Source organism: Avrilella dinanensis, assembly GCF_002807015.1.
Classification (GTDB): domain Bacteria; phylum Bacteroidota; class Bacteroidia; order Flavobacteriales; family Flavobacteriaceae; genus Flavobacterium; species Flavobacterium dinanensis.
Genome location: NZ_NIPO01000001.1, coordinates 66202 through 79549, shown reverse-complemented (window position 1 = coordinate 79549; position 13348 = coordinate 66202). Strand labels below are relative to the sequence as shown.

Below are 13348 nucleotides of genomic sequence, written 5' to 3'. Positions count from 1 at the left end.
AAGAGAGCAGAGAGGGAAGATTAAAGGGGTTTGAGGGCTGTATAAACGATAAAAGACAAATTATTAGTTTTTTAAGAATAATATTTCATTCCTAAATTCAAATAATAGTCTAGCAATCTCCACACGATTTTCAATGTCCTTTTTTAAGAGTGTTTCATTTATTTTTTGATTTATGTAAAACTCTATCAAGATTGGGAGTTCATTAAATTGATAAGCACCTCTATTATAATTTTGTAATGCATTAATTATTGCATAGCAGTAAGCGGAATTAAAAAAGTTTATATCATTTTCTAATAAATTTCTATAAATTCCAGTTTCGTTCTCGGCTTCTATGCTAACCTCTTTCATTGAACTCAAAATATTACCAAATCCGACTATATACTCAAAACTATTTAATCGCCGTATATACTGATTAGAATTACAGCTTAAAAGCAACACTCTTTGTCTAGTGAAAATCTGATTTCCAATATCTGAATTAATAAATATCTCTTTAGAAAATTCTTCTGATTCAGGTGTGTATAATCCTGTTGAATGACCGTGCCCCAAAAATATAATAGTACTATTTTCGGGAATTTCTTGTACATACTTTATCGAATTCTTTACAGAAGTCTCATTGGGTTCTATTGTATAGAAACTTTCTTCAAAATGTTCCCTGAAAACAGTTAAAAAAGAAGTCGTTTTGTCTAAAGCGTGTATAAAATATAACTTACTCATTTAGTTTAGAATAATGGGCTATTGAAAGCTCAATAATTTCACGAATAAATTTTAACCCTTTTAAATCAATTTCGTTATCATTTAATAAATCAGAAATTCGTTTACCATCAAAATCCCTATTTCCAGTATTAATAACCATATTTTTATCAAAAGTAGATACAGAATTGAGTACAACACTTGAAATCGTATTTGATTCCTTAAGTAAGGTAATAATTTCATTAAATTGAGTACCATCCCTTTTCCAAAACTTGACTCTTAATTGTAGAATATTTGCTATGAAATTATTCAGCGATAAATCATCAACTTTTTCTTTTTCACTACAAACTTCTTGAGCAATTTTGGAAAGAATATAGTTTGAAGCGTTTTTTATATCTGAAGAATAAATTAAAAACGGCTTATTCTTTAATTTATCCTTTGCTTTAATAACGTATTGAACTATGTCCCAACCAACAATTCCTGAAAACCCTTCATTTTTATCTATGATATTCCAATCGGATACAATTAAATTGACATTAATTCCTGATATTTTGTCTGTAATGGCTTGTAAAAAGGCATCTTCGTTAAATTCGTTTTTGTCTGCATCATAAAAATCGCTGGGATTTATAAAAAATGGAACACAATCATAGCCTTGTGCTTGTATATTTTTTATGTATTGATTTTCCGCTTCATCATCATCATCGAATACGAGATAATTTGCTGTAATTTTATTTGTAGATGCCATAATTTATAGTGTTATCTGAAAAGCCACTCCTTTAAGCTTTAAATTATTTCCCAAAAATTTAATATCTCCTTTTAAGCTATCAATCCTTTTTTGAACATCAAACATTCCAATGCCAGAACCTCTTTCTATAGATTCTCTAACTCCCAATTGAAATATTGATTCAGGATTATTTACTAGTTTATTATCCATTCCAATACCATCATCATAATAATTGATAACTGTCTTATTTTCCAATTTTTCAAAAACAATCAATACCTTTTTTGCTTTTGCTTTTGTAGAATTAGATACAAGATTGTCTAAGATAATATCTATTTCAATTGGATTTATATGATAGAATTTGTCAAAAACACCTTCAACAGAAAAGTTAATTTTAGGTCTTGAAACACCTAAATCCTCAATATATTCGTTTATATATACTGGTAAGTTTATTCGTTGTTTAGTATGTTTATAATCAAAACTTGATTTAATAATAATCTGTGATATTTTAATTGCTTTGTCAATATTGTTTTTTATTGAGTAAATCTTATTTTTAGTATCATTATCGAGAGAAGACCCCAAAAGTTCGTTCACATATGTTGAAGCATTTCCTACATACAAATCAATTGAATGAACAAGTTGCTCAGCATCATCACTCAGAGTCTTTCTAGTGGCATTTAGGTACTGATTTTTCTTTGTCTCAATACTCAACTTATCTGTAAGATCTTTGTTTTTCTCTTCCTCAAATTTAGCCTTTTGTTCTGCTTTAATTTTAGCAAGCTCAGCTTCCGCTCTTTCTTTTTCTTTCCTTACGGTTTGAAGTTCTGCTTGTCTCCTCTTTTCTCCTTCTTCTCTTTGCTTTTTTTCAGCTTCTTCTCTTTTTTTACTCTCCTCTTCAGCTTTTTTCTCTGCTTCAATACGTCGTTTACGTTCCTGCTCTTCTCTTAATTCCGCTTCCTCTTTTTCTTTTAGAATTTTATTAAAATTATCTTCCGTCAATTTAACTTGATTGAGTAACTCTTTATCATTAGTTTTCTCTGCAATTTTTTCTAAATCTGCAATGAATTTCGGTTGTACAATATCCAATTGCTCATTGACAAGATTAACTAAATCTTTATTGTACTCGACTATTTTAATGTGTTTATCATCACTCAAAGTTTTAATAAGGTTAACAAAATCAATTTTACTTCCTAAGTTACTTAACGCATCTTCGTAAGTATCTTTATCCTTATCTTGCTTCAAGCCTTCTCGTTGTAAATCAGCAATGTCTTCATTTAAGAAATACTTCTTTCTTTTGAATGCCTCTCCCCACAAAACACCTGCAACATATCTTTCAAGTCTTAAAAATGCTTTTTCTTTAAAAATATCAAATAGTACTTTTTTTCCAATAGTTTCAACCAACCCACCGTCACGACTAGAAACCTCCTTGAATTCATTAAAGTTTTCAGTTATTAATTCTACTGAACCAAATAAATCCCTAGTTCCCAAAAACCGATTGTAGCCTTGCTGTTTTCTATTATCTAACTCCCAACTATCATCCCCAACATTTCCATATGGTTGAACTCTAAAACCATTCTTAAATAAAAATACGTTTCCATAATTGACAGGTTCAATATCCATTAACTTGCCAAAGTTAATTTTAGCACTTCGATTTAAAAAATAAAGGTTAATTTCTAGATTGTCAATGACTGTTGCATACTTATTTTTTTCTTCAATTTTATAAATAAGAGTTCCCCTATCTGTAATTGTTGTTGTAATTAAATTCCCCTTGACCATTAAAACTATTTGGGTTGTTTTTAAATCAAGAACTTTTAAAATAGTATTATCAATAACACCATTTATTCTTAGATTAGAATCTTCAAATAAGGTATCATCTAATATTTCTGAAGCATCAATTTCAATTGAAAAATCATTTTGCTTAGAAAAAGGGTTTATTAGCTTTTCTAATGATCTTCTTAACTCTGATAGTTTTTCTTTATCCCAAATTGAATTAAGGCTTTTAATTTTTAGGATAGTACCGTTTGCAGATGATTTAGGGAAAATATTTTCTTTTTTTATTTCTTCAAAAGGAATCTCTATTGAACCGAAACTTTGTTGAGCGTCTTTTTCAAACGCTCCCCAATCCACATCAACCCTAAAAGATTGGCTAGTATTAATCTTTGAGGTAATTAGCTCTAATTCACCTCCTAATCTATCACACGAAAACCGACCAACTCCTTTAGCTCCCGCATAGAATCTTCTAGATTTCAAATTATTAAGATGAGAATCTCTTTTTAAGTCATCATCTTCTGTATTATCCTTTTTTGCAGAATAAGCAACAGCAAACCATTTCTTTATTAAATCATCCTTTGACATTCCTTTTCCATTGTCAGCTATAATGATTTCATCTTTTTTAAAAATGATTTTTACATAATCCGCATACGCATCATAAGAATTTTTTACAAGCTCATAAATAGCAATAAAATCATCGGTAATTAAGTCTCTGCCGATGATATTTTTCATTCCTGTTTTTATATCGAAATTTAGTACTCCTTTATCTCGTGTTTTTTTACCCATCTAATAAGTTTCTTAAAATTAAACCTGCTTGTTCAGCAAATAGGGGAGGAATAGCATTTCCAACTTGTGTATAACGTGGAACTTCTTTGACACGGAGTTTGCCACCAGTAGTATATTTACCTTTAAATTCATACCAATCTGGAAAACTTTGAATCCGGGCATATTCTCTCACAGTTAAAATACGAGGTTCATTATAATGAATATAATCATCAGGCAAAGTGGTTATCGTAGGACTTTTACTCTCAGCACATAACGGTATTATAGTGTGTTTTTTCAAACTATAAACGTCTTTTATCTGTTGATTCAAATCAAGATTTCTTCTATTTGCTGATAAATCTAAAATAATTTGAAAACGATTAGAAGTTTCAGTAAAATGTTTAGCATAACGGTGACTATCAGGAACTGTTCTTTTAATGTTTTTTCTCATCAATTTTTGATAACCGCTTTCTTTTTTACCATAAATTCCGGCTTTATAGCTTGGAGTATCAGGTGAAGATTCTGTACCATGTGCTCTAAGTAAATCTGAAATTGCCTCTTGCAAATTTGTGTCTTTAGAAAGTCCTTTGTCTTTTAAAAACGAAAATGATTCTTTTTCTAATTGTATAAAAAATGATTCTATTTTTTCTTGCGAAGCATTCGGAAGATCATTTTTCATACCTACTAATATGAATCGTGTTCTTTTTTGAGGCACACCATATTCACCAAAATTCACTAATTGCCCTTTAACAAAGTAACCTAACTCTCTTAGTTTTTGAGTTACAAGAGAAGAATAAGCAATTCCTTTCTCTTTATTTTTTTTAAACTCCATAGTAAAACCTTTCACATTCTCAAAGAATATTAAATCAGGTTTGACGTACTCTACAAATTTAATATAAGAATTGACCAGATCATTTCTCAGGTCTGTTTCATTTCTTCTTCCAGCCATAGAAAATCCTTGACAAGGAGGTCCTCCTGCAATTAAGTTTACTGTACCTCTAAGTTTTTTTAATTCTTCTCTATAATTTTTTAAAACTTCATTAATATCATGCGAGGATCGTGGTAACCAGAAAGGCCATTCAAAATGTAATTTTTTGTTTATTAAATTGTATTCTAATGTTTTAAAAGCATCTGAATTTTTTTCTATAGCAAATATTCCTTTCCAATTAGAATTATGTAATCCCAATGAAAGCCCTCCGCAACCAGAGAATAAATCTATATACTTCAAGGTATTCATACACATAATAATATAAGAAACATGTATTTGCAATTTTAGAAAATTAAACTTAGCAATCGTTTTTTAGATCTCTAAAGTTTTCTTATAACTGCGTCAATAATTTAGGCTGTTTCAAATATAGCTTATACAAAATTATTTATCAATTAAATAATTGATAAATAATCATTTGTTTTTACATAAGTTATTTTTGAATTCTATCTAAATCTAATATTACTTTAACCCAATTCTTTTTGCAATGAAATCATTGATAAATAACGCAAAAATATACAAAAAATCATAAACAGCACTTTATTTTGTTATAATAAAACTACAATAAAGATCATTTAATCAATTTACTGTTTTAAAAAACAAGGTTTTAAGGTTCAGTTATAATACTCATTGTAAAAAATATAAATAAATTTCTTAAATTCGGATTTCTTATAAATATTCAAATTTATAATATAAACTCAAGAATCATCCAAGACACACTTGTATATCCAACTAAAATAACTAAATTTACACCATTCAATCACAAATTGTATGTGAGTAATTAAGTGAACAGTTCTTTACGAAGAAGTCTAATGAATTGATATAAAGATATTTGTGGGTAGGGAGTGAAATCCTGCCACCCCGACAACACTTACACTAAGTGAGGTCGAAAACCCGCAAATTCTATAGATTTGCGGGTTTTTTGTTTTTTTTCGTATCAAAATATCCCAATTTATATCAATGTATCCGTGAGCAATTAAGTGAGTAAATTTTATGTTTTAAATTTGCTCACGGAAAATCGTGTAAGTAAATGTATATTAAAATGTTGAACCATTTATTTTAATACTTTTTATTGCCGTTTGATTTATTTTTTATGAGCAACTAACGATTGGAATTAGTGAACTGTATTTATTTATTGTTAATAATAATTTTTCTGTCTGTTGGTCTGAAATACCACGATAAAATAATGGCTACCAATAAAACTAACGATGGTATTGTTTCAACAAATGGTTGTCCGACCGCCAAATGTGAAATCGCTGCACCTGTCATTACAAAGAAAAATCCTGCATAAGCCCATTCTTTTAGTAATGGAAATTTCGGAAGGAGAATTGCAACAACACCCAAGATTTTCCAAGTGCCAATTATACTTAAAAGATAAAGCGGATAACCAAGTCTGGTAACAATTTCGTTGTAACCGCCAATTTGTAGCATTTGTTGTATGCCTCCTGCTAACATTCCTAACGAAAGGAATATTGTTGCTGTCCAATAAATGATTTTGTTTCTTTTTGTCATATTTCGTTATTTTAGTTTGTTTACGATTTCTTGTAGTTTGTTATGTGCCATATTGATGCCTTGTGCAAATGGCATTTGTAAAAGTTGGTTTCTGAACTCAATGGATTTAAAGACGATGTGCATTATCAGTTTGCTTGTGTCGTCTGTTAATTTTTCAAATTCTAGATATTCAAGTTGAACAGGAAATGGTGTGTTTTCCATTTTAAAAGTCCGTGTGATTTTTTGGTTCGGAACAAATTCGTGTATGGTTCCGTTTGCCCTAAAAACAACATTTCCGTTTCGTGATGTTTCAAATGAGTATGAACCGTGTTTTTTATTTTCCATTTTCAGGACTTTTGTTTCCATCCATTGCTCAAAAAGTTCAGGTTCTTGGTATGCCTTAAAAAGTAACTCCAAAGGCAAATCAAATTCCCTTGTAATTACAATTTCCTGTTTGCCGTCTTCGGCATTGATTTTTGTTAGTTGTTCCATTTTATTTTTTGTTTCTTGATTTATAATTTTTACACACTTAATAATTATTTGTTTTTGTGTTCGTGAATCTTCGATTTCATTACAGCTTCCAACTTGTTAAACCTGTCGTCCCACATTTTGCGGAACGGCTCAATAAAATCTGCTACTTCTTTCATTTTTTTTGCATTGATGTGATAATGCATTTCTCTACCATTTTGCTCCTGTGTAAGCAATTCACATTCGGTAAGAATTTGCAAGTGCTTTGAAATTGTCGGTCGTGCTGTGTCAAAGTTTGCTGCAATTGCACCTGCTGTCATTGATTGCGTAGCGACTAACAGCAATATTGCCCGTCTTGAAGGGTCGGCAATGGCTTGAAAAACATCTCGTCTTAAATTCATTATGTCGTTATTTGACTACAAATATAAATGTAGTTATTTAGCTACGCAAATTTTTTACAAAAAAGAATGTCAGTCGTTAAAATTTTGGGGTGGTGGGTGGGCTTGGTCTGTTCGTTTTGTCTGGCGGTTGATGTTAGTATGGTGGTCGTTAAGCCTTGCTGGTAACGTTTTGAGGTTTTGCGAAGTGGTGGAAAATCGAAGCGAAAAATTTCAATTTAGCGACACGTAGCCAAAGCTAATTTCTATTTGCTAATTTAAACAAAAGCCAATTTTATTGGCTTTTGGCGAATAGTTCAACTTGGCACTTAACCCCACATTTAGCTTCGCTGAACCATTTCGTTAGGTTTCGCCAAGGCTTTGTTGGTGGCAGTTCTTATTTTTGCTCATAAAATTCCTTGGGATATTCAACAACTCCAGTTACGTCTTTCAAAGTATTTTCTGTTAACTCTATTAGCATACAATTTTCATCAGGAACATCAAACGGTAATTTTATTCCATATTTTTTTGTCATTTCGTAACCAAACTTTGGATAATATTTTTCGTGTCCTAATAAGATTACTGAACCGAATTTTAATTCTTTAGCTACTTGGTGTGCTTTTCGTATCAAGCTTCCACCAACTCCCTTTCCTTGATACTCTTTCAAAACTGCGACAGGTGCTAACGCCAAAGACGTTACTTGTTTAGATTTGTTTTCTATAATTTTAATTTCCGTCAATAATATATAACCAACAATTTGATTGTCGATTTCTGCAACTAAAGATAGTTCAGGAATAAAATATTCAGACTTTCTTAACCTTTCTACTAAAAATTGTTCCTTGTGGTCAGTATATTGTTCATCTTTAAAAGCATTTTCAATGAGTTTAAATACCTCATTATAATCTTTAATTCCTTCTTTTCGAATTTTCACCTTGATATAATTACGTTAAATTTAGAGTGGTCACTCAATAGAATTGCCGCCAACACACAAATATACAAAACTTCCCTAAGTTACTAATAATTATTCGTATATCTAACTAAAAAAGTACATTTTACGACTATTTACTAAAACATGTTTTATGTGAATTTCTAAAACTATTATAAACTAAAAAAACCGAACATTTCTGTCCGGTTTTCTACATGTAAATTTTCTTTATTCTTTAAAATCTCCCATAGCTTCATATTTTGCCATACGTTCGGCGAGTAGTTCATCGGTTTCTTTTTTGGCTAATAGTTTATAAGTTTTTACGATGGTTTTTTTCACTGTTTCAAACGTGGTTTCCCGGTCATAGTGTGCACCGCCAAGAGGTTCAGGAATAATCTCGTCGATGAGTTTATTCCTTTTCATGTCCTGTGCAGTCAGTTTCAGTGAGTCGGCGGCTTGTTCTTTGAAATCCCAACTTCTCCATAAGATAGAAGAACAAGATTCTGGCGAAATTACTGAATACCAGGTGTTTTCAAGCATAAAAACTTTGTCGCCCACACCAATACCCAAGGCTCCTCCAGAAGCACCTTCTCCGATAATTACCACAATAATAGGTACTTTAACCTGAAACATATCCATAATATTTCGGGCAATTGCCTCGCCTTGTCCGCGTTCTTCGGCTTCGAGTCCCGGATAAGCTCCCGGTGTATCTATCAAGGTTACTATTGGAATATTAAATTTTTCTGCCATTCGCATTAATCGTAATGCTTTTCGGTACCCTTCGGGATTAGCCATACCAAAATTTCTATATTGTCTGGTCTTGGTATTGTGCCCTTTTTGTTGTCCGATAAACATAAAAGACTGGTTACCGATTTTTCCTAAACCGCCTACCATTGCTTTGTCGTCACGCACATTGCGATCGCCGTGCAACTCCATGAATGTATCGCCACATATAGCGTTGATATAATCCATCGTATAGGGTCTGTTCGGGTGTCTTGACAACTGTACTCGTTGCCATGGCGTAAGGTTTTCGTATATTTCTTTCTTTTTCCCGAGTAGTTTTTCTTCAATGTTTTTACAAGTTTCAGTAACGTCCACATCAGATTCTTTTCCAATGATTTGGCACTTGTCTAACTGTTCCGTTAACTCTTTTATTGGAAGTTCAAAATCCAGATATTCCATTGTTCTTTCTGTTTGTTTTATGAATACAAATATAAAATATTATTAAATCTTTTGTCTTCTTTTAGCCGTATTTTTAAAATAGCCGTTCGCCAAGACAGTCAAAAGTATAATTAATCCGCCTAAATAAAACTGTGGTGTCATGCTTTCTTTTTCTCCGAAAACCATGACTGCCAGCAGAATACCGTATATCGGCTCGAGATTTATCGTGAGCATAACGGTATATGGCGATAAATATCTCATAATGTTGAGAGAAGCGATAAAAGGATAAGCCGTGCAAACCGAACCGAGCAGGAACAGCCACAGCCAGTCAGAACCCGAAAGGACGTAGGCCGATAAACTGAAACTACCGCCGATTAATAAAACGGCTAATAGAAATAACACTCCGCCAAGGATTTCATAAAAGCTGATTATCACGCTGTCGTTGGGATATTTATGTATCAGCTTGGCATTGATAATAGAAAAAGATGCTGAAAGCAGGGCAGAGGTCAGGGCGGTAAGAATCCCATAAAAATATTGGGTTTCAAAGCTGAAAATCAGTGCCAAACCGAGAATAACCAATCCACCGAGAAATACTTCGTATTTAATTACGGGGCGTTTGAAAAAATAAGGTTCAAGCAACGAAGTGAAGAACGCACCGGTTGATAAACAAGCTAGTGTAACCGATACGTTAGCTATTTTAATCGCATGAAAAAAGGTAAACCAATGCAGGGCAATGACTATTCCTGCACCGAAAAACAAAGCGATTTCTTTTAGGCTGAATGAACGGTATTTTTTGGTAAAAATAAGATAAATACCAACAATAGCCAGGGCAATAACCATACGAATGAATACCAAAGGCAAAGCTCCGATACTGATTAAAGCTCCTAAAACAGCAGTAAAACCCCAGATGAATACAACCAAATGAAGCTGAAGTTGATTCTTGATGTTATCGTTTAGCATTGTTCAACAGGTAAATGGCTAGTAGGGCAAACAGAATGTTAGGTGTCCAGACGGCAATGAACGGATCCATGCTGGAAGATTGCCCTAACGTACCAAAAATTTTATCAAAGAAAATATAAATAAACGCTAAAGCCATGCCTAAAGCGAGGTTGATACCGATGCCGCCCCGGCGTTTCATCGATGATACCGAAACGGCAATAATCGTGAGAATAAAGGCTGAAACCGGAACGCTGTATTTGCGGTATTTTACCACAAGATAGGTGTCGATATTAGACGAACCTCTCATTTTTTCCCGTTCGATAAAATGATTTAACTCTCTCAAAGTCATTGTTTCAGCTGCGTAAATTGTAGGTGTTAAATCTTCCAAATCAAAATCGAACTGCATGTTTTTTTTACTTTCTTTTTCGATGATGTCGTCGTTTTCGCCTACAATGCGTTTTTCGTAATTTGTTAGTGTATAGTCTTGACTTTCTGTGTTGTATGTTATTCTCGAGGCTTTGATTTTGTAATTGAGGTTATTGCCGTCAAAACTTTCGTAAGTAAAGTTATAACCAGTTTGATTAGGCAGATTAAAATTACTCACATAAATAAAATCAGTTTCGTTAATCTGTCGGTAAACGTTGTATGTTTCTCTTATTTCCTTGCGTTTCATGTATTTATAACGAAATTCATTATAGCCCAAACTAGATTTTGGCACGATAAAGAATCCCATAATTAAAGCAAATACTGAAATGAGTGTAGCCCCGATAAAATAAGGGCGTAAAAATCGGAAAAAAGAAATTCCGGAACTCAGTATAGCGATGATTTCGGTGTTGTTCGCCAGTTTGGAAGTAAACCAGATAATAGAAATAAACAGAAAAATCGGAAACAGCATGTTGGCAAAATAAACTGTAAAATCGATGTAATACATGATGATTTCATTCAACGGAGCATTATTCTCAAGGATACGGTTGATTTTTTCGGTAATGTCAATGATAATTCCAATCGGAATAAACAGCAAAATCATTACCGAAAATGTGCCTAAATATCTTTTGAGTATGTACCAGTCAATGATTTTCATTTACAATCTGATTGCTAATTTTTTAACCATTTGTTGTTTCCAGTCATAAAAGGTTCCTGCCAATATCTGCCGGCGTGCTTCTCTCACGAGCCACATATAAAAACCTAAATTGTGAATTGTTGCAATTTGTTTGCCCAGATATTCGTCAGATACAAACAAATGTCTGAGGTAGGCTTTGGAATAATCGGTGTCCACCCAGGTGTGTCCCATCGGGTCGATAGGCGAAAAATCGTCTGCCCATTTCTTGTTTTTAATATTGATTGTTCCTTCGGCGGTAAACAACATACCATTTCGGGCATTGCGCGTAGGCATCACGCAATCAAACATATCGATTCCTAAAGCGATATTTTCCAGAATATTCACAGGCGTGCCGACACCCATTAAATACCTTGGCTTTTCTTTAGGTAAAATATTGGTTACCACCTCGCACATTTCGTACATTTCTTCTGCCGGTTCGCCAACCGACAATCCGCCGATAGCATTTCCGAACGCTCCGGCATTGGCGATATATTCCGCAGATTGTGCTCTCAAATCTTTGTAGGTCGAACCCTGAACAATCGGAAAAAGTGCTTGTTCGTAGCCATATTTCGGTTCGGTTTCGTTAAAACGATTAATGCAGCGGTCGAGCCAGCGATGGGTCATGTGCATTGAGCGTTTCGCGTAGTTGTAATCGCAAGGGTGGGGCGTACATTCGTCAAATGCCATGATGATATCGGCACCGATTGTACGTTGTGTGTCCATTACATTTTCCGGCGAAAAAAAATGGTAAGAACCATCAATATGTGATTTGAATTTTACGCCTTCTTCCTTAATTTTTCTTCTTCCAGCTAATGAATATACCTGAAATCCGCCGGAATCGGTCAGGATATTTCTGTCCCAATTCATAAAACGGTGCAGTCCACCTGCTTTTTCCAGTATTTCCAACTGCGGACGAAGGTATAAATGATAAGTATTTCCTAAAATAATATCCGGATTGATATCTTGTTTCAGCTCACGCTGGTGCACGCCTTTGACGCTGGCAACCGTTCCGACCGGCATAAAAATCGGTGTTTCGATAACACCGTGGTCTGTCGTGATGGCTCCTGCACGGGCTTTTGACAGTGAGTCTGTTTGTAATAGTTCAAATTTCATCAGAAAAGTTTACAAGCTACAAATATACAATCATTTTTTGTAATAAAATCTGAATGAAATGTTACCGGCGATGTAAAATAAAGATGCAGGGTCTTTTGTGTAAATCTATTTTGTGTTTTTTCCAGAAACTTATGGGTTTGGTTAGCATAATCTCGGTAGGTAAGGTCAGGTCGCAGGCTACACACAGCGAGGTGTTTGGGTGCAAAACCTGTGTCATTTCCTCTATTAGCTGATTGTTGCGATAAGGTGTTTCAATGAAAATCTGTGACTGATTTCGTTCAAACGACCATTTTTCCAGATTTTTCAGCATCGTCTTTTTTTCTGATTTATCAATGGGAAGATATCCGTTAAATGTAAACGACTGCCCGTTCATTCCCGAACCCATTAATGAAAGTAAAATCGAAGATGGACCTACCATCGGAACTACTTTAATTCCTTTTTCGTGTGCCAATGCTACGATTACAGCACCCGGGTCGGCTACTCCGGGACAACCGGCATCACTCATCAAGCCCATATTTCTACCTTCGAGCATAGGTTGTATAAACGACTGAATGTCCTTTTCGTCTGTATGTTTGTTGAGCTCAAACAGATTGAGAATGGATTGCTTTTTTTCCGGACATATCGCTTTGATGAATTTGCGTGCAGTTTTGCTGTTCTCAACAACATAATCATCAATTAACGAAACAGCTCGCAATACACCTGCGGGTAATACTTCGTCTGCAGGATTGTCGCCCAACATAACCGGAATCAAATATAAAGTACCAAAGGTTGTCATATTGTAATTATTGAACGCTGATGACACAGATTGTAGAATTTTGCTGATAAAATCGTATTATCTGCGTGCTGT

At 33.7% G+C, this 13348-nt stretch carries 13 protein-coding genes; all 13 read right to left on the bottom strand.

All coding sequences use genetic code 11. From position 1 onward, the window contains the following. Positions 1-63: 63 nt before the first annotated feature. The 13 genes from CDL10_RS00360 to CDL10_RS00300 all read right to left on the bottom strand — a co-directional run bounded on the left by CDL10_RS00360 (position 64) and on the right by CDL10_RS00300 (position 13276). Entirely contained in the window at positions 64-714 is a 651-nt protein-coding gene (locus CDL10_RS00360) for a hypothetical protein (RefSeq protein ID WP_100676687.1), read from the bottom strand. Continuing rightward, complete coding sequence (locus CDL10_RS00355) at positions 707-1435, bottom strand: hypothetical protein (protein ID WP_100676686.1); 729 nt, start codon at positions 1433-1435, stop codon at positions 707-709. The genes CDL10_RS00360 and CDL10_RS00355 overlap by 8 nt, the downstream gene beginning before the upstream one ends. A 3-nt stretch (positions 1436-1438) precedes the next feature. Then, complete coding sequence (locus tag CDL10_RS00350; RefSeq protein WP_100676685.1) at positions 1439-3967, bottom strand: ATP-binding protein; 2529 nt, start codon at positions 3965-3967, stop codon at positions 1439-1441. Further along, the gene (locus tag CDL10_RS00345; protein WP_100678584.1) at positions 3960-5180 is read right to left on the bottom strand and encodes a DNA cytosine methyltransferase; all 1221 of its coding nucleotides are present in this window, start codon (positions 5178-5180) and stop codon (positions 3960-3962) included. The genes CDL10_RS00350 and CDL10_RS00345 overlap by 8 nt, the downstream gene beginning before the upstream one ends. A gap of 876 nt (positions 5181-6056) precedes the next feature. Further along, on the bottom strand, positions 6057-6440 hold the full coding sequence (locus CDL10_RS00340; protein WP_100676684.1) for a DoxX family protein: 384 nt from the start codon (positions 6438-6440) through the stop codon (positions 6057-6059). A 6-nt stretch (positions 6441-6446) separates the two neighbouring features. Continuing rightward, a complete protein-coding gene (locus CDL10_RS00335) occupies positions 6447-6911 on the bottom strand; it encodes an SRPBCC family protein (RefSeq protein ID WP_100676683.1) in 465 nt (154 codons plus the stop codon). Between the two features lie 44 nt (positions 6912-6955). After that, complete coding sequence (locus CDL10_RS00330) at positions 6956-7288, bottom strand: ArsR/SmtB family transcription factor (RefSeq protein ID WP_100676682.1); 333 nt, start codon at positions 7286-7288, stop codon at positions 6956-6958. Between the two features lie 373 nt (positions 7289-7661). Beyond that, positions 7662-8201, bottom strand: a complete 540-nt coding sequence (locus CDL10_RS00325) for a GNAT family N-acetyltransferase (protein ID WP_207760154.1) — start codon at positions 8199-8201, stop codon at positions 7662-7664. Positions 8202-8417: 216 nt separating this feature from the next. Beyond that, positions 8418-9371, bottom strand: a complete 954-nt coding sequence (locus tag CDL10_RS00320; RefSeq protein WP_100676680.1) for an acetyl-CoA carboxylase carboxyltransferase subunit alpha — start codon at positions 9369-9371, stop codon at positions 8418-8420. 42 nt (positions 9372-9413) lie between these two features. Then, positions 9414-10310, bottom strand: coding sequence for a DMT family transporter (locus tag CDL10_RS00315; protein ID WP_100676679.1), 897 nt, complete (start codon positions 10308-10310; stop codon positions 9414-9416). Continuing rightward, positions 10297-11370 carry an LptF/LptG family permease gene (locus CDL10_RS00310; RefSeq protein ID WP_100676678.1) on the bottom strand — a complete coding sequence of 358 codons (1074 nt, stop codon included), beginning with the start codon at positions 11368-11370 and terminating at the stop codon, positions 10297-10299. The genes CDL10_RS00315 and CDL10_RS00310 overlap by 14 nt, the downstream gene beginning before the upstream one ends. Beyond that, the gene (tgt, locus tag CDL10_RS00305) at positions 11371-12501 is read right to left on the bottom strand and encodes a tRNA guanosine(34) transglycosylase Tgt (RefSeq protein ID WP_100676677.1); all 1131 of its coding nucleotides are present in this window, start codon (positions 12499-12501) and stop codon (positions 11371-11373) included. A 61-nt stretch (positions 12502-12562) separates the two neighbouring features. After that, on the bottom strand, positions 12563-13276 hold the full coding sequence (locus CDL10_RS00300) for an SAM-dependent methyltransferase (protein WP_100676676.1): 714 nt from the start codon (positions 13274-13276) through the stop codon (positions 12563-12565). Positions 13277-13348 lie beyond the last annotated feature (72 nt).